Genomic DNA, 16,940 nt, shown 5'->3' with positions numbered 1-16,940 from the left:
GCACTCCGGCAGGGATTGCCCGTTGCGTGCGCGGGTATCCCCGCGGCAGGGTGGCAGTGAGGATTCACGAGGTGAGGACCGGTCGAACGCGTACCTTCTCCGACCGCCGCGACGCGGGGCGGGTACTGGCCCGCGACCTGAGCGACCACCGCGACCGCGCGCACAGTGCGGCGGTTCAGGTGCTGGGTCTGGCCCGGGGCGGTGTCCCGGTCGGGTGGGAGGTCGCCGCCGCACTCGAGGCGCCCCTGGACGTGTGCCTGGTGCGCAAGCTCGGAGTGCCGCAATACCCGGAGCTGGCGATGGGGGCACTGGCCACGGGTGGCGGCGTCGTCCTCAACGACGATCTGCTGCGCAGCCTGGGACTCGGCGACGAGGAGGTCCGGGCCGCCGTCGAGCGGGAAACCGTCGAACTGCACCGCCGGGAACAGGTCTACCGCGGCGGACGCGGTCCGTTGCACCTGCACGGCAAGACGGTGATCCTCGTCGACGACGGGATCGCCACCGGTGCCAGCATGTTCGCGGCGGTGCGCTCGGTGCGTCAGGCCGGCGCCCGGAAGGTTGTGGTCGCCGTTCCGGTCGGCCCGCTCTCGGTATGTCGGGAGCTGCGCCACGAAGCCGACGAGGTGGTCTGCTCGACGTCGCCGCGTGACTTCCGCGCCGTTGGCCAGGTGTACGAGGACTTCCGTCAGGTCAGCGACGACGAAGTGTGCGAACTACTCGCCACCCCGACCGTCTCCGGCCCGGAGATCACCGAAAAGCGTTGACCCGCAACCAGTCAGGATCTGCGAGCGTCATCGTCGGTGACATCGCGGGGTTCTGAGTCGTCGGTGACCGGCGACGGCTCGCCCTCGGAGGCCACACTCGAGGGCTCGTCCTCGGGAGCCATACCCGAGGGCTCGCCCTCGGAAGCCATACTCGAGGGCTCGCCCTCGGCCTCCCACGCGACGGGAGCCTCGTCGGGGTACTCCTCGGCGTAGGTCTCATCCCCGCCCTCGTCGGCGGTGCCCTCGTCAGCGGAGCCGTTCGCTTCGTCACCGGCGGACCGCCGAGAACGGTCTCGCAGCGCGTCGACGATGAGCAGCACGACACCGATCACGCTGGCCGCGATGCACACCCAGGCGATCAGCTCATTGCTGGTGACCACCGCGGTGACCAGGGCCGCCAGTCCGATGACGGCCAGCACGAGCGCCACGATCAGCATGGGCCGACCTCCGGTCCGAGGGACACGAGACTAGTTGCTGCCCCGGTTGAACTGATTGAACCCGCCGTCGTTGCCGGCACCCGAGTCCACCGGTGCCGCGGACCCGCGCTGTCCGAGCTCTTCCAGCTGTGATTCCAGATAGGTCTTGAGCCGGGTCCGGTATTCGCGTTCGAAGGTCCGGAGCTGCTCGAGACGACCCTCCAGCACCGTGCGCTGCTGGTTGATGGTGCCCATGATCTCCGAGTGCTTGCGCTCGGCATCGGCCTGCAAAGCGTCAGCCTTCTCCTGGGCCTGCCGCAGCTGGGTCTCCGAACGAGTCTGCGCGTCGGCGAGCATCGCCTCGGCGCGCTGGCGCGCGTCGGCGACGGTGGTCTCGGCGGTCTGCCGCGCCTCGGCGACCATCTGGTCGGCCTGGGCACGGGCGTCGCTGAGCATCTTGTCGGACTCGGCCTTCGCGCTGCTGGTCAGCCGGTCCGCAGTCTCCTGAGCCAGGCTGAGCACCTTGGCCGCGCGCAGGTGCTGGTCCTCGCTGCTGGCCGCGGGTGCTGCGGCAGGTGCCTCGTACACCGGCTGCGGAGCAGGCTCAGGCTCGGGCTCCGGCTCGTAGGCTGGAATGGTCTGCGTCGGCTGCGCCGCACCTGCTCCGGACCGCGCGGAGGCGAGCTCCTGATCCAGCTCGGCGACGCGCTGGCGCAGGTCGCTGTTCTCCTCGATCAGGCGGGACAGCTCATTCTCGACGAGGTCGAGGAACGCATCGACCTCGTCCTCGTTGTAGCCGCGCTTACCAATGGGTGGCTTGCTGAACGCGACGTTGTGCACGTCGGCAGGAGTGAGCGGCATTGTCTGCCCCCTTGAAGTCTGGACCGTGAACGATCACAAAGTGTAGAGCCTTACAGGGTCGTAACTGGCGTCCATCCTGTCACACCAGACCCTGCGGTTGCAGACGAGGTTACGAAATAAGACAGATTTTCAACAATCCCGAGACGCGCCGGCGGCACCGAGGCCGGCGGGTGCACGCCCGCGGCGGCCCGGACGACACAGAATCGCCGCTGGTCAGCGTCGGTTCAGGCGGCTGCGCTGAAGGCCAGCTGCATGCCGATGAAGGCCACCAGCAGCAGCACCATGATCGACAGATCGAACCGGACGGCCCCGATGGTCAGCTGCGGAATGATGCGTCGTAGCAGCCGGACGGGAGGGTCGGTCAGCGTCATGATGATCTCGAGCACCACGACTGTCGCGCCGCGCGGATGCCAGTCCCGACTGAACGAGCGGATGAACTCGACCACGACCCGGGCGATCAGCAGCAGCCAGAAAACGAACAGCGCGAAACCCAGAATCTGGAAGAAGAGCCCCAACGGAAGCGACCTCACTCGTAAGCAATGGTGACGTTCGATACCGTCCGCGATTGCCGGCCGGTGTGCCGCTCAATGCGACGTCGCCAGCCTACCCGCGCCCGCCGCGCCCCTCACTGGTAGGAGTAGAAGCCGGCCTCGGCGATGCGGCGACGCTGCTCGGCGGTGACGTCGACATCGGCCGGTGAGAGCAGGAAGACCTTGGTGGCGACCTTGTCGAACGAGCCGCGCAACGCGAACGCGAGCCCGGCGGCGAAGTCGACGAGCCGCTTGGCGTCGGCGTTGTCCATCGACACCAGATCCATGATCACCGGGGTGCCGTCGCGGAAGCGCTCACCGATGGTGCGCGCCTCGCTGTAGTCCTTGGGACGCAGCGTGGTGATCTTGGCCAGCGGGCTGCCGGCTTCGAACAACTCGGCCATACCGCGCGGATCCATCGCCAGCGCACCCCGGGTGGAGCCGCGCAGGGAACCGAATCGCGGTGGGGTGCGGTCGAATTCGCGCGGCGCGCGCATCCGGGGCTCGAAGCGCGGATCGTCGTAGCCGCCGGGCAGACCACCGCGGTAGCCGACCGGTTCGTCGTAGTCACGACGGTCGCCGTAGCCGCGCGGGAAACCTTCGTCCTCGAAACGCTCTTCGCGGGGACGCCGGTACCCGCGCACCGGGCGGTCGTCGTCCTCGTAGTAGTCGTCCTCGTAGTCGTCCATCGGCGCCATACCGAAGTAGGCCTTGACCTTGTGCAGTGTGCTCATCGTGCTTACCCCTTGTGCGGTGATGAAGATTCTGTCTTGTCGGTAGACCCGAGAGACTCTGTTGTCTGTGGTGAACGTGTGACTGGTGTGACTGCGGGTGACGTTAGCGGGCGCGATCCCAATAGAGCGGTACCGACACGCACACAAGTGGAACCGTGTTTGACCGCCGCCTCGAGGTCACCTGACATTCCGGCCGACAGTTCGAGGCGCTGCGGATACTTGCTCTGTACCCGCTGGTGCTCCTGCTGCAACCGCGCGAACGCCGAGTCCGGGTCGGCTCCGATCGGCGGAATCGCCATCAGCCCGGCGAAGCGCAGACCGGGCGCCTGCTCCATGGCGGCGCACAGCTCGTCGATACGCGCGGTGGCGTCGACGTCGACGCCGCCGCGGGACTCGTCGCCGTCGAGGCTGACCTGCGCAAAAACGTCGAGCGGGACGGTGCGTAGCCCGTGGTCGAGCGCCTCGGCGGCCGCGCGGTCCAGCGCATGGACCAGCTTGAGGCTGTCGACCGAATGCGCGACGTGCGCCCACTGCGCGACCGAGCGGGCCTTGTTGCGCTGGATCCGGCCGACCATGTGCCAGCGGATGTCTGCGGACCCGATGAGCGCTGCCACCTCGGCGACCTTGCGGCTGGCCTCCTGGTCCCGCGACTCCCCGAAGGCGTGACAACCCAACCGGTGCAGGGCCACCACATCGTCAGCCGGAAAGAACTTCGTCACCGCCAGCAGCTCGATCTCGTCGACGGCGCGCCCGGCCGCGGCGGCGGCGCCGGCCAGCCGTGCGCGGACCTCGGCCAGGGCGACGGCCAACTGCTGCTCACGCTCGACGCTCACTGCGCCCGGCCCTCGACCGGCTCCAACCAGATCAGAGACGCCAGCCTGCCCGTCGGGTTGTCCCGGCGGTGGCTGAACAACGCCGGATCAGCGACGGTGCACCGCGGGTCCACGTCGACCGCGCCGACCCCGAGCGTGCGCAACTGCGCGGCGATCCCGGTCCGCAGATCCAGACCCGGCGTTCCCCGCGCGGTGGTGGTGCGGCTTCCGGGCAGGGCGCGTTCCACCTCGGCGGCCATCTGTTCGGGCACCTCGTAATTGGGCCCGCTGACCGCCGGCCCGAGTAACACCGACACGTCCTCGATCTGCGCACCGACCGACACCATGGTCTCCAGCGCGCGTGCCACGATGCCCTGCTGCGCGCCGACCCGGCCGGCATGCACGGCCGCCACCACCCCGGCGCGGGCGTCGGCCATCAGCACCGGCACGCAGTCGGCGGTCACCACCGCCACCGCCAGGCCGGGCACGGTGGTCACCAAACCGTCTGTGCCGTCGACGGTTTCACCCACACCGTCGACAACCTGTACATGGGCACTGTGTACCTGGTTCATCCACACCACCCGGTCATCACCGCCGTCACCGCCCAGGCCCAGGGCCGTGGCCAGTCGGCGGCGGTTGGCCGCCACCGCAGCCGGGTCGTCGCCGACGTGGTCCCCCAGGTTGAAGGTGTCATACGGAGGCTTGGACACGCCGCCGGCGCGGGTGGTTGTCACACGGCGCACACGGAATCGCACGCTGCGACCGTACGTCGTTCAGTGACGCATGAAGGGCGGCACGTCGACGTCGTCGTCGGAGATGCCCCCGTCGTCGCCGCCGATGCGCACCGTCGCGCCATTGGTGTGGACCGGCACGCTGGCCGGATCGTTCTGCTCGAACAGCGACGAGCCCACGCGGCCCGCCTTTCCGGGTGCGATCGGCGTGGTAGCCGGCGCCTCGGCCGGCGCCTCGCTGGTGATCGGTTTGCGACCGGGGCCCGCAGCGTCGAAGCCGGCCGCGATGACGGTGACGCGCACCTCGTCTCCCAGCGAATCGTCGATGACGGTGCCGAAGATGATGTTCGCCTCGGGATGAGCGGCCTCCTGCACCAGCGAGGCGGCCTCGTTGATCTCGAACAGGCCCAGATCGCTGCCGCCGGCCACCGACAGCAGCACGCCCTGGGCGCCCTCCATCGACGCCTCGAGCAGCGGCGAGTTGATCGCGATCTCGGCGGCCTTGAGTGCCCGGCCGTCACCGCGCGCAGAGCCGATGCCCATCAAGGCGGTGCCCGCCGAGCTCATCACACCCTTGACGTCGGCGAAGTCGACGTTGATCAGGCCGGGGGTGGTGATCAGATCGGTGATGCCCTGCACCCCGTTGAGCAGCACCTCGTCGGCGCTGCGGAACGCGTCCATCAGCGACACCGCGGCATCGCCCATCTGCAGCAGCCGGTCGTTGGGGATGACGATCAACGTGTCGCAGCTCTCCCGCAGCGCCGCGATGCCTTCGGCGGCCTGGTTGCTGCGCCGTTTGCCCTCGAAGGAGAACGGGCGCGTGACCACACCGACGGTCAGCGCACCGAGCTTGCGTGCGATCGAAGCCACCACCGGGGCGCCACCGGTGCCGGTGCCACCGCCCTCGCCGGCGGTGACGAACACCATGTCGGCACCGCGCAGCAGTTCCTCGATGTCGTCCTTGGCGTCCTCAGCGGCCTTGCGGCCGACCTCGGGGTCTGCGCCGGCGCCGAGACCCCGCGTGGAGTCGCGGCCCACGTCGAGCTTTACGTCGGCATCGCTCATCAACAGCGCTTGAGCGTCGGTGTTGATCGCGATGAACTCGACGCCCTTGAGGCCCTGTTCGATCATCCGGTTGACGGCGTTGACGCCGCCACCGCCGATGCCGACCACCTTGATCACTGCGAGGTAGTTATGCGGAGGGGTCATCGCCGCGGTTGCCTTCCTGCCTGGTTGCTGTCTGCTCTGCGGAGTTCCCCCTGATCAAAACTATCAACCTCAACCTGAGGGTTAGAGTTATGTCAAGTTGTTCCGCGTAGACAGAACGGTAGGGTCACCGCGCGTGGGTTGCCCGCAGGCGCGCCGACACGCGAGAGGAATTTTCTGGCCCCGCTATTTGACGGTCGGGAGATCCGGGCTGGAGACGTCGTAGACCTGACCCGGCTGGGTCAGCAGCGCAGCGAGTTTGAGCGCCTTTTCCTCAGTGCGATCGGTGGTCCCCCACACCACGGTGCGGCCGTCGACCAGCGTCAACGTGATCGATGCGACCGACGGGGCCGTCACCCGCCCCACCTGCGCCGCCACCTCGGGCCGCAGCGACGTCATCACCTGCAGCGCCGCCTGGGTCGCCGGGTCCTGCGGCCCCGGGTTCTCGGTCTCGAGGTACGGCACGCCCGGCGGCGGCGGTCCGGTGGCGAAATCCACGCCGTCCTTGTCGAACTGGTGCACCCCGTCCGGGTAGTCGCGGATGACCACGGGAACCCGCTCGACGACGGTGACGCGCAGGGTGGACGGGTACTCGCGCTGGACGCGGACAGACGCGACGCGCCGGATCTCCGCGATCCGCCCGGCCACCTCGTCGGTGTCGACCTGGAGCAACGGCGTCCCCGGAGCAACCGCCACCGCGTCGACGACCTCCTGCTCGGTGACCGCGCCCAGCCCCACCACAACGATGTTGCGCACCGACATCAGTGGGGTGAAATACAGCAACAGACCCAGCCCCACCACCAGCACCGCGATCCCGGTGGTCCAAAGCAGCGCCTTGAGCCCGCGCACCGCGCCGCGACTCAGCGTGGCGCCCTGTGGAGTCGGCCCGCCCAGCGCCCGGCGCTTGGCGTCGCGGCGGGCGTGCTCGATCGCCGTGGCCCGGGCCTGTGCGGCCCGGCGTTGCTCGCGTTCCCGCCGGGCCCGCCTGCGGGGGCCCTCGACATCCGCCTCGGGGGTCGCCTCAGGGTCTGCGGTCGCCTCAGGCTCGGCGGTCGTCTCGGTCTCGGCGGCGGCGTCGGGGTTGTCAGGCGGATCGTCGTGCGCGGGGCCGGTCATCGCTGCGCCGTTCCCGATCCGCCCGGTGCCGCCCGGTTGGCGCGGTCGGTGAGTTCGGACACGATCAGCGCACCCAACATGGTGACGTCGCCGGCACCCATGGTGACGACGACGTCGCCGGGTTCGGCGACCGCGGCGACCTCTCCCGCCACCGCGGAGAAGTCGGGAACGTAGCGGACCGGTGCCGTGACGTGGTCGGCGACGGTGGCGCCGCTGACCCCGGCCAGCGGTTGCTCGCGCGCGGCGTAGACGTCGAGCACGAACACCTCGTCGGCCAGGCTCAGCGCGGCTCCGAACTCGGCCGCGAAGGCCTCGGTCCGCGAGTACAAGTGGGGCTGGAACACCACGATCGCACGGCCGCGCTCACCCTGCTCGACCACCGCGCGCACCGCAGTCAGCGTCGCGCGCACCTCCGTCGGATGATGGGCGTAGTCATCGAAGACGCGGACGCCGTAGGCCGCCCCGACCAGCTCGAAGCGCCGGCGCACCCCCTCGAAGTCGGCCAGCCCGTCGAGTACCACCTCCACCGGCGCACCGGCGTGCACGGCGGCCAGCAGCGCACCACAGGCGTTGAGGGCCATGTGCCGGCCGGGCACGGCCAGCCGCATCACCCGATGCCGCTGTTCTCCATGCAGTCGGATCACCGCTACCGCGCCGGTCCCCTGCTGCGACCACTCCACCAGCTCGGCGTCGAGGGCCTCACCCGTGCCGCCTGCGCTGCCGTACCGCAGCACAGTCGTCGATCGCGCTGCGGCGCTGTCGGCCAGCGCCCGCGCTCCCGGATCGTCCGTGCAGACCACGAGCGCGCCGCCGGGCCGAATGCGCTCGACGAACCGCTCGAAGACCTGCCGATAGGCCTCGACACTGCCGAAGAAGTCGAGGTGGTCGGCTTCGATGTTGGTCACCACCACCACGTCGGGGTGGTACTCGAGCAGCGAACCGTCGCTCTCGTCGGCCTCGGCGACGAAGAACGGGCCACTGCCGCGGTGGGCGTTGGTGCCCGGTTCGGCCAGGTCGCCGCCCACGGCGAAGGACGGATCCATCCCGGCGTGCTGCAGCGCCACGATCAACATCGAGGTGGTCGTCGTCTTACCGTGTGTCCCGGTCACCATCAACGTGGTGTGGCCGGCCATCAGCTTGGCCAGGACCGCGGGCCGGAGCAGCACGGCGATGTCACGCCGCCGCGCCTCGACGAGCTCGGGATTGTCCTTCGGGATGGCCGCGTGAGTGGTGACGACGACCGTCGGGCCGCCGGGCAGCAGGTCCAGCGCGGCCGGGTCGTGGCCGATACGCACCACCGCGCCGCGGGCGCGCAGCGCGATCACCCCGCGCGACTCTTTGGCATCCGACCCGGACACCAGCGCGCCACGGTCCAGCAGAATGCGCGCGATGCCGGACATCCCGGCCCCGCCGATACCCACCATGTGGACGCGGGCCAGTTCGCTCGGCAGCTGGGGCTGAGTCACCGCCGCACCCGCCCGTCACGCCGGGCCAGCGCCACCTCGAGGGCCACTTCGGCGACTCGGCGGGCTGCCTCGGGATGGCCGGCCAGCGCCGCCGCGGCGGTCATCGACGTCAATCGGGCGGTGTCGGTGAGCAGCGCGGCCACCGGGCCGGCGACGAACTGCGGGGTCAGGTCGCGATCCTCGACGATCAGGCCACCGCCGGCCTCGACCACCGGGCGGGCGTTGAGCCGCTGTTCGCCGTTGCCTATGGGCAGCGGGACGTACACCGCGGGCAGGCCGACGGCGCTGACCTCGGCGACCGTCATCGCACCGGACCGGCAGATGGCCAGGTCGGCCGCGGCATACGCCAGATCCATCCGGTCCAGATAGGGCACCGCCACATACGGCGGGTCTGCCGGTCCGGGCTCCCGCAGCTCCAGGGTGTTCTTCGGACCGTGCGCGTGCAGCACCGAAATACCCTGTCGGGCAAGATCTTCCGCGGCTGCCGAGACTGCCCGGTTCAGCGACCGGGCCCCCTGGGAGCCGCCGAACACCAACAGCACCCGGGCGTCGTCGGCGAATCCGAAGAACCGGCGCGCCTCCGCCCGCAGAGCCATCCGGTCCAGTGACGTGATGGCGTCGCGCACCGGCACGCCGACCACCTCGACGCGGCCCAGGCCCGGGTCGGGCACCGCCGAGAGCACCCGCACCGCGCCGCGGGCGCCCACCTTGTTGGCGAGGCCGGCGCTGGCGTTGGCTTCGTGGATGACCACCGGCACCCGTCGACTCGGCCGGGCGCCGCGCGCGGCGAGGTAGGCCGGCAGCGCGACGTATCCGCCGAAACCGATGACGATGTCGGCGTCGACTTGATCGAGGACGGCGCGGGTCTGCCGGACCGCCCGGGCGACCCTGCCCGGCAGCCGAAGCAGGTCGGCCGACGGTTTACGCGGCAGCGGCACCGGCGTGATCAACTCGAGGTGATAGCCGCGTTGCGGGACCAGGCGGGTCTCCAGACCGCGTTCGGTACCCAGCGCGGTGATCCGCACGTCGGGCTCCAGAGCCACCAGCGCATCGGCGACCGCCATGGCGGGTTCGACGTGGCCCGCCGTGCCACCGCCGGCGAGAACCACCGAAACTGCCGTCACCCGTAACGCTGACCTTCCAGTGTGCGGGCCCGTCGGCCCTGCTTACGCTGGCCAGCACCATATCGGACCGCGCCCCGATCGGCCTTAACCGGCTGCTCAGCGCCTCGCGACGTCCGCCGCGCCGATCGCGTCGCGGCGGGGGTGGCGCGGTTGCGCTGCCGGGTCGCCGAGGTGCCCGACGCGGCGGGCTTGCGCGAGCGCAGCCGGTCGCGCAGCGCCTCGGTTCGGGTCGGCACGTAGGGGGCCGGCAACGGCAGTCGCAGCAGCCGGTTGACCCGGTCGTCGCGGCCGGCACGCAGCGCAGCCACCGCGTCGGGTTCGTGCCGGGCCGCGTTGGCCATGATCCCGATCATGAACAGCGTGGTGGCCGTCGACGTACCGCCGGCCGAGATCAACGGCAGCTGCAACCCGGTCACCGGCAGCAGTCCGACCACGTAGCCGACGTTGATGAAGACCTGCGAGAGGATCCACAGCGTGGCGGTCGCGGTGAGCAACCGCAGGAACGGATCAGCCGAACGGCGCGCGATCCGCATGCCGGTGTAAGCGAACAACCCGAACAGGCACAGCAGCCCGGCGGCACCGACGAATCCGAGTTCCTCGCCGATGATCGCGAAGATGAAGTCGTTGTGGGCGTTGGGCAGGTAGTTCCATTTCGCGGTGCCCTGCCCGAGCCCGTCGCCGAAGATGCCGCCGTTGGCCAGGGCGAACCGGGCCTGCCGGGCCTGGTAGCCCGAGCCCTGTGCGTCGGCAGCGGGATTGAGCCAGGACTGCACGCGCGCCGACCGGTAGCCGGCCGAGAGCGCCAGCACCGCACCGGAGATCAGCACCGCCCCCACCGAGCTCAGGAACACCCGCAGCGGCAGTCCGGCGTACCACAGCAGACCGAGCAGGATCACGCCCATCGACAGGGTCTGGCCGAGGTCGGGCTGGGCGACGATGAGCGCCAGCGCGATGACCGTCGCCGGCACCAGCGGAACCAGCATCTCGCGCAGTGACGCACGCTCCATCCGGCGGGCCGAGAGCAGGTGGGCGCCCCAGATCACCAGCGCGATCTTGGCCAGCTCCGAGGGCTGCATCGAGAAGCCCGACACCACGAACCACCCGCGCGACCCGTTGGCGACCTTGCCGATGCCGGGGATCAGCACCAGGACCAGCAGCACGACCGTCAGCGCGAATCCGGTGAACGCGAACTTGCGCATCACCCGCACCGGAACCCGCAGCGCCACGTAGAACGCCAGCAACCCGATCGCCGTCCACAACACCTGCTTGCCGAACACCGACCAGGGCGAGCCGGCGTGGTCGTAGGAGTAGACCCCCGACGCCGACAGCACCATCGTCAACCCCATCGTGGTCAGCAGTGCTGAGACGGCGATGATCAGGTGAAACGACGTCATCGGGCGGTTGAGCCACGACCCGAACCGGGTCCGCGGCACCGGATGCGACGCATCGGAGCCCACGGCCACCACCGCCGAGGTCCCCTCGGCCGCGGGGTTGGCGCGTCGGTCACGCAACCGGGTCAGGATGTTGCTCACGGAATCTCGCTGCCTGCTCGCGGCTTACCGGACGGCGGCACGGACCGCGGCGGCGAAGGCGTCGCCGCGGTGTGCGTACCCGTTGAACTGGTCGAACGACGCACCGGCCGGCGCCAGCAGCACGGCGTCACCCGGGCCGGCCAGGCCCCGGGCCGCCTGCAGGACACCGGCCATCACCGCCTCGGCCAAAGGGCTGCGCGCGGCATCGACGACCTGAGTCACATGAGTAACACCTGTCTCAACTTTCTCAAGCACCCCAGAATCCTCCCCCGTTACAACCTCGACGACGGGGACATCCGGTGCGTGTCGCGATAACGCCTCCGCCACGGCGGCCCGGTCCCGTCCGATCAGCACCGCACCGACGAGCCGGTCGGCGACGGCGGCGACGAGTTCGTCGACCGAGGCGCCCTTGAGCAGTCCACCCGCGATCCAGACCACCCGCGGGTACGCGGTGATCGACGCCTGCGCGGCATGCGGGTTGGTGGCTTTGGAGTCGTCGACGTAGGTCACGCCGCCGGCGACAGCCACGACCTCGGCGCGGTGCCGGCCGACGTGGAAGTCGGCCAGCGCCTCGGCGATCGGCCGGGCGGGTACCCCGACCGCGCGAGCCAGCGCCGCCGCGGCCAGCGCGTTGAGCACTCCTACCGGGCCGGCGACCGGGACACCGCCGGCGGGCGCGAGCGGCAACTCAGCGGCGAACGCGTTGTCCACCAGCACACCGTCGCGCACGCCCAGTTCACCGGGTCCGGGCGCGCCGAGCCGGAACCCGACCTTCACCGGGGCGGGCGAGTGGGCGAGCAACCCGGCGGCCGTCGGGTCGTCGAGCCCGGCCACCGCGACCCGGCCGGTCAGCGCACGGGCCTTGGCCTGTGCGTACGCCGACATCGAGCCGTGCCAGTCGAGGTGGTCCTCGGCGACGTTGAGCACCGCCCCGGCCTCCGGGCGCAGCGACGGCGCCCAGTACAGCTGAAAGCTCGACAACTCGACGGCCAGCACGTCGGCGGGCTGGTCGAGTAATGCGAGCACCGGGTCGCCGATGTTGCCGCACAACACCGAACGGCGGCCCGCGGCCTGCAACATCGCGTGCAGCATCGACGTGGTCGTGGTCTTGCCGTTGGTGCCGGTCACCACCAGCCAACGGCGCGGCGGACCGTACCGACCCGACTGGTCCAGTCGCCACGCCAGCTCGACGTCACCCCACACCGGGATTCCGGCGTCGGCCGCTGCGGCCAGCACCGCCGCGGTGGGCGGGAATCCGGGGCTGGTGATCACCAGGGCGAACTCCTGGATCCGGGCCACCGCGCCGGCGGGGTCGACCGTGGCGACACCGTCGTGGGCCAGCGCAGCCAGCGCCGTGTCGTTGTCGTCGGTCAGCGTCACCTGCACGCCAAGTGGCTGCAGCGCGGCCAGCACGGCGCGGCCGGTGATCCCGGCCCCGGTGACCAGGACCGCGGTCCCCGCGGCGAGCGGTTCCAACACGTCAGGCACCGACGGTGGTCAGCCACTCGCTGTAGAACAGGGCCACCCCGAGCCCGCACGCGATGGCCGTGAGCAACCAGAACCTGATGATCACCGTGGTCTCGGCCCAGCCGACCAGCTCGAAGTGGTGATGGAACGGCGCCATCCGGAACACCCGGCGCCCGGTGGTGCGGAACGCCAGGATCTGCACCACCACCGAGGTGACCTCGGCGACGAACAGCGCGCCGAGCACCACGGCCAGCATCTCGGTGCGGCTGGTCACCGACAGGCCGGCGATGACACCGCCCAGCGCCAGCGATCCGGTGTCACCCATGAAGATCTTGGCCGGCGCGGCGTTCCACCAGAGAAAGCCGATGCAGGCACCGGCGGTGGCCGCGGCGACGATCGCCAGGTCCAACGGGTCGCGCACGTTGTAACAGCCCACGCCCGGGCTGATCGCGCACGCGTTGCGGAACTGCCAGAACGTGATCAGCACGTAGGCGGCGCAGACCATCGCCATCGCCCCGGCGGCCAGACCGTCGAGTCCGTCGGTGAAGTTCACGGCGTTGGACCAGGCGCTGACCAGGACGACGCAGAACAGCACGAAGATCGCCGGCGCCAACGTCACGGTCGCGATCTCGCGCACATAGGACAGCTCCTGGCTGCCCGGGGTGAGCCCGTCGGCGTTGCGGAACTGCAGCGCAAGCGCGCCGAACACGACCGCGGCGAGCAGGATCCCGACCGTCTTGGCCGTCTTGTTCAGCCCCAGGTTGCGCGCGCGCCGCAGCTTGATCATGTCGTCGATGAACCCGACCGCACCCAGCGAGGTGGCCAGCATCAACACCAGCAGCCCCGAGGCCGACGGGCCCTTGCCGTCCATGACCACACCGACCAGATGGGTGCCCAGGTAGCTGGCCCAGATGCCGGCCAGGATCGCCACGCCGCCCATCGACGGGGTGCCGCGCTTCTTGTGGTGGCTGGGCGGGCCGTCCTCGCGGATCTCGTGGCCGAAACCCTGCCGGGTGAACAGCCGGATCAGCACCGGGGTCAGCAGGATCGACACCGCCAGCGCGATGCCGACGGCGATCAGGATCTGTCTCATCGACCACCCGCTTCGGGGCCGTCGGCGATCAGCGCGTCGGCCAGTGCACCGAGGCCGGCCGAGTTCGACGCTTTGACCAGCACGACGTCGCCGGGGCGGAGTTCGGCGCGCAGCAGGGCCAGGGCGGCGTCGGCGTCGGGCACCGCGGTGGCCTCCGAGCCCCACGAACCCTCCATGACCGCCCCGTGGAGCATGGCGCTCATAGGCCTCCCGCTTCCGACGACGATGAGTCGAGACACATCTAAGCGCACCGCCAAGCGGCCGATGCGGTCGTGCTCGGATATCGCGTCGTCACCGAGCTCGGCCATCTCACCCAGCACGGCGACGCTGCGGCCCTTCCCGGATTCCTGACGACTCATCCAGGCCAGCGCCTTGAGCCCGGCGGCCATCGAGTCGGGGTTGGCGTTGTAGGCATCGTTGATCACGGTCACACCGTCGGGCCGGGAGCTGACCTGCATGCGGTGACCGGACACCGGGCCGGCAGCGGCCAGGGCGGTCGCGACCTGATCGGGTGTCGCGCCGCACTGCAGCGCGACCGCGGCCGCGCACAGCGCGTTGGACACCTGGTGGTCACCGTGGACGGCCAGGGCCACCGGCACCTGTGCGTGGCCGGCGTGCAGCGTGAACTGCGGCCGCGCCAGCGGGTCCAGCCGCACCGCGTCGGCCCATACGTCGAATTCCGAGGAACGCCCGACCCGCACCACCCGCGCCCTGGTCTTGGCGGCCATCGCGGCCACCACCGGGTCGTCGGCGTTGAGGATCACCACGCCGGACTCCGGAACCGATTGCGGCAGTTCGGATTTCGTCTCGGCGATGGCCTCGCGCGAACCGAACTCCCCCAGGTGGGCGGTGCCGACGTTGAGCACCACAGCCACGGACGGTGGCGCGATCGCGGCCAGGGCGGCGATGTTCCCGCGGTGCCGCGCCGACATCTCGAGCACCAGGAAATCGGTGGACTCGGTGGCGCGCAGCACCGTCCACGGATGCCCGAGCTCGTTGTTGAACGACCCCGGCGGGGCGATCACCTCGCCCAGCGGGGCCAGCACCGCGGCGATCAGATCCTTGGTCGAGGTCTTACCCGACGACCCCGTGATGCCGATGATCGTCAGGCCACGCTCGGCCAGGCGCGCCGCGACCGCGGCGGCCAGCCTGGCCAGCGCGGCGATCACCGCCGCGCCCGAACCGTCGCTGTCGTGTTCCAGTACCCCGGAGACGCCGGCGTGGCGTCCGGGCGGCGGCCCCACCGGCTCCACGATGATCGCGGGCACACCTACCGGGCGCGCGGCCAGAACCGCCACCGCACCGGATCGCACTGCGGCAGAGGCGAAGTCGTGGCCGTCGGCACGCGCGCCCGGCAGGGCCAGAAACAGGCTGCCGGGTCCCACGGCCCGCGAGTCGAATTCGACACCGCCGGTGACGCGCACCTCGGCGGCGTGCTCGTCGGTGATGTCGGCGAGGCGGCCACCCACGATCTCGGCGATCTCGGCCAGGGTCAGCTCAATCACGTGCCATGCCTTCCGTTCCCAAGCCTCGCGTCACCAACGCGTCCAGCGCGGCGGCGAGTTCGACGCGGTCGTCGAACGGCCGCGTCTGCCCCCGGCTGGTCTGGCCGCTCTCGTGGCCTTTCCCGGCGATCACCACAATGTCGCCCGGCCGTGCCCACCCGACAGCGTGCGCGATGGCCGCGCGCCGGTCCCCGATCTCCGCGATCTCGGCGCGCCCGCCGGCGGCCCCGGCCAGCAGCGCCGCGCGGATCTCGGCGGGGTCCTCGTCGCGCGGATTGTCGTCGGTGACCACCACCAGGTCGGCCAGGTCGGCGGCCACCTGGCCCATCGGTTCCCGTTTTCCGCGGTCCCGGTTTCCGCCGGCCCCCACGACCACCGCCAGCCGGCCGTCACCGGAGGCGCGCAAGGTCTCGAGGATCGCGTGCAGCGCTCCGGGCTTGTGCGCGTAGTCGACGAGCGCGGAGAACGGCTGGCCCCGGTCGATGGCCTGCAACCGGCCCGGCACGGTCGCGTCGCGCAGCCCGGGAGCGGCCTGCTCCGGTGACACCCCGACCGCGTCGAGCAGCGCCGCGGCCAGCAGCGCGTTGGCCACATTGAAGCGTCCGGGCAGGCCGACCTGCAGATGGTGGTGCACCCCGGCCGGGTCGACGGCCCGGAACTGCTGGGTGGTGGGCCCACCCGAGCCGACGGTGATGTCCTCGACCTGCCAGTCGGCGGGTCCGGTGACGCTGACCGTGGTGGCGTCGTCGCGGCGGCGGGCCAGGGCGCGGCCCCACTCGTCGTCGACGCAGACGACGGCCCGGCCGGCGTGCGTCGGTGCGTCGCGGTCGAACAGCCGCGCCTTGGCCTCGAAGTACTCCTCCATCGATGCGTGGAAGTCCAGATGGTCGCGGCTGAGATTGGTGAACCCGCCGACGGCGAACGCGGTGCCGTCGACACGGCCCAGCGTCAGTGCATGGCTGGACACCTCCATGACCACGGTGTCGACCCGCTGCTCGACCATCGTCGCCAGCAGCGCCTGCAGGTCGGGCGCTTCGGGTGTGGTGAGCCCACCGGGCAGCTCCCGTCCGTCGATGCGCACGCCGACGGTGCCGATCAGCGCGGCCACCCGCCCGGCGGCACGCAGGCCGGCCTCGACCAGGTAGGTGGTGGTCGTTTTGCCCGACGTGCCGGTCACCCCGATGACGCGCAGCGCCTGCGACGGGTTGCCATACACGGCCGCTGCCGCGGCCCCCAGCACCGTGCGCGGAGCCGGATGGACCAGCACCGGGACCGCGACGCCCCCGGCATCGGCGAGCTGGGCGACCCCGTCGGGGTCGGTCAGCACCGCCACCGCCCCGCGCTCGACGGCGTCGGCAGCGAAGCGATTGCCGTGCGCGCGGGCGCCGGGCAGCGCGGCGAACAGGTCACCGGGCCGGGCGTCCTGCCCGCGCAGCGTGACCCCGGTCAGCGTGACGCCGGGCACCGGGACGCCATCCACAGCCACAGCGGACACCAGCACCGACAGGTCGGTCAGGGACATACCGACGGGATGGCTGGGGCGCAGATTCATGGCGTTGACACAGTACCGACACCCACGGGCC

At 70.8% G+C, this 16,940-nt stretch carries 16 protein-coding genes; 1 reads left to right on the top strand and 15 read right to left on the bottom strand.

The annotated features are described in order from the left end of the window. Positions 1-71 precede the first annotated feature (71 nt). Positions 72-764, top strand: a complete 693-nt coding sequence (locus G6N31_RS04545; RefSeq protein ID WP_234815291.1) for a phosphoribosyltransferase — start codon at positions 72-74, stop codon at positions 762-764. Positions 765-775: 11 nt separating this feature from the next. On the opposite strand, the gene G6N31_RS04540 is transcribed toward G6N31_RS04545, so the two are convergent. The 15 genes from G6N31_RS04540 to G6N31_RS04470 form a co-directional block, all read right to left on the bottom strand. Then, on the bottom strand, positions 776-1,201 hold the full coding sequence (locus G6N31_RS04540; RefSeq protein WP_098003503.1) for an ICP22 family protein: 426 nt from the start codon (positions 1,199-1,201) through the stop codon (positions 776-778). Positions 1,202-1,231: 30 nt separating this feature from the next. Next, a complete protein-coding gene (gene wag31, locus G6N31_RS04535; RefSeq protein ID WP_098003504.1) occupies positions 1,232-2,041 on the bottom strand; it encodes a DivIVA-like cell division protein Wag31 in 810 nt (269 codons plus the stop codon). Between the two features lie 224 nt (positions 2,042-2,265). Next, complete coding sequence (locus G6N31_RS04530) at positions 2,266-2,556, bottom strand: YggT family protein (RefSeq protein ID WP_098003505.1); 291 nt, start codon at positions 2,554-2,556, stop codon at positions 2,266-2,268. A gap of 110 nt (positions 2,557-2,666) precedes the next feature. Next, positions 2,667-3,305, bottom strand: a complete 639-nt coding sequence (locus G6N31_RS04525; RefSeq protein WP_098003506.1) for a cell division protein SepF — start codon at positions 3,303-3,305, stop codon at positions 2,667-2,669. A gap of 5 nt (positions 3,306-3,310) precedes the next feature. Then, positions 3,311-4,138, bottom strand: a complete 828-nt coding sequence (locus G6N31_RS04520; RefSeq protein ID WP_098003507.1) for a YggS family pyridoxal phosphate-dependent enzyme — start codon at positions 4,136-4,138, stop codon at positions 3,311-3,313. Continuing rightward, positions 4,135-4,872: a peptidoglycan editing factor PgeF gene (gene pgeF / locus G6N31_RS04515; protein WP_098003508.1), complete on the bottom strand. Its 738-nt coding sequence runs from the start codon at positions 4,870-4,872 to the stop codon at positions 4,135-4,137. The genes G6N31_RS04520 and pgeF overlap by 4 nt, the downstream gene beginning before the upstream one ends. Before the next feature lie 18 nt (positions 4,873-4,890). After that, positions 4,891-6,057 carry a cell division protein FtsZ gene (ftsZ, locus tag G6N31_RS04510; protein WP_098003509.1) on the bottom strand — a complete coding sequence of 389 codons (1,167 nt, stop codon included), beginning with the start codon at positions 6,055-6,057 and terminating at the stop codon, positions 4,891-4,893. Positions 6,058-6,240: 183 nt separating this feature from the next. Beyond that, positions 6,241-7,170, bottom strand: coding sequence for a cell division protein FtsQ/DivIB (locus G6N31_RS04505; protein WP_098003510.1), 930 nt, complete (start codon positions 7,168-7,170; stop codon positions 6,241-6,243). Continuing rightward, entirely contained in the window at positions 7,167-8,636 is a 1,470-nt protein-coding gene (gene murC / locus G6N31_RS04500) for a UDP-N-acetylmuramate--L-alanine ligase (RefSeq protein WP_098003511.1), read from the bottom strand. Before murC ends, G6N31_RS04505 begins: the two co-directional genes overlap by 4 nt. Beyond that, positions 8,633-9,700, bottom strand: coding sequence for an undecaprenyldiphospho-muramoylpentapeptide beta-N-acetylglucosaminyltransferase (murG, locus tag G6N31_RS04495; RefSeq protein ID WP_234815294.1), 1,068 nt, complete (start codon positions 9,698-9,700; stop codon positions 8,633-8,635). The genes murC and murG overlap by 4 nt, the downstream gene beginning before the upstream one ends. Before the next feature lie 56 nt (positions 9,701-9,756). Next, the gene (gene ftsW / locus G6N31_RS04490) at positions 9,757-11,292 is read right to left on the bottom strand and encodes a putative lipid II flippase FtsW (RefSeq protein ID WP_163722033.1); all 1,536 of its coding nucleotides are present in this window, start codon (positions 11,290-11,292) and stop codon (positions 9,757-9,759) included. A gap of 24 nt (positions 11,293-11,316) precedes the next feature. Further along, on the bottom strand, positions 11,317-12,771 hold the full coding sequence (gene murD / locus G6N31_RS04485; protein ID WP_420090632.1) for a UDP-N-acetylmuramoyl-L-alanine--D-glutamate ligase: 1,455 nt from the start codon (positions 12,769-12,771) through the stop codon (positions 11,317-11,319). 1 nt (position 12,772) lies between these two features. Continuing rightward, positions 12,773-13,852, bottom strand: a complete 1,080-nt coding sequence (gene mraY, locus G6N31_RS04480; RefSeq protein WP_098003514.1) for a phospho-N-acetylmuramoyl-pentapeptide-transferase — start codon at positions 13,850-13,852, stop codon at positions 12,773-12,775. Further along, positions 13,849-15,357, bottom strand: coding sequence for a UDP-N-acetylmuramoyl-tripeptide--D-alanyl-D-alanine ligase (locus G6N31_RS04475; RefSeq protein WP_098003515.1), 1,509 nt, complete (start codon positions 15,355-15,357; stop codon positions 13,849-13,851). The genes mraY and G6N31_RS04475 overlap by 4 nt, the downstream gene beginning before the upstream one ends. Further along, positions 15,350-16,909, bottom strand: a complete 1,560-nt coding sequence (locus G6N31_RS04470; RefSeq protein WP_098003516.1) for a UDP-N-acetylmuramoyl-L-alanyl-D-glutamate--2,6-diaminopimelate ligase — start codon at positions 16,907-16,909, stop codon at positions 15,350-15,352. The genes G6N31_RS04475 and G6N31_RS04470 overlap by 8 nt, the downstream gene beginning before the upstream one ends. Positions 16,910-16,940 lie beyond the last annotated feature (31 nt).

The organism is Mycolicibacterium duvalii (genome assembly GCF_010726645.1).
In the GTDB taxonomy this organism is placed as follows: Bacteria; Actinomycetota; Actinomycetes; order Mycobacteriales; family Mycobacteriaceae; genus Mycobacterium; species Mycobacterium duvalii.
Note: the sequence above shows the minus strand (reverse complement) of the source record. Positions and strands in the feature narration are given on the sequence as shown.

Bases quoted from the DNA above. Each gene is read 5' to 3' on its own strand.
- G6N31_RS04540 (WP_098003503.1), bottom strand. From the start codon at position 1,201: ATGCTGATCGTGGCGCTCGTGCTGGCCGTCATCGGACTGGCGGCCCTG.
- wag31 (WP_098003504.1), bottom strand. From the start codon at position 2,041: ATGCCGCTCACTCCTGCCGACGTGCACAACGTCGCGTTCAGCAAGCCA.
- G6N31_RS04525 (WP_098003506.1), bottom strand. From the start codon at position 3,305: ATGAGCACACTGCACAAGGTCAAGGCCTACTTCGGTATGGCGCCGATG.
- ftsZ (WP_098003509.1), bottom strand. From the start codon at position 6,057: ATGACCCCTCCGCATAACTACCTCGCAGTGATCAAGGTGGTCGGCATC.
- G6N31_RS04505 (WP_098003510.1), bottom strand. From the start codon at position 7,170: ATGACCGGCCCCGCGCACGACGATCCGCCTGACAACCCCGACGCCGCC.
- murG (WP_234815294.1), bottom strand. From the start codon at position 9,700: ATGGCGGTCGCCGATGCGCTGGTGGCTCTGGAGCCCGACGTGCGGATC.
- mraY (WP_098003514.1), bottom strand. From the start codon at position 13,852: ATGAGACAGATCCTGATCGCCGTCGGCATCGCGCTGGCGGTGTCGATC.
- G6N31_RS04470 (WP_098003516.1), bottom strand. From the start codon at position 16,909: ATGAATCTGCGCCCCAGCCATCCCGTCGGTATGTCCCTGACCGACCTG.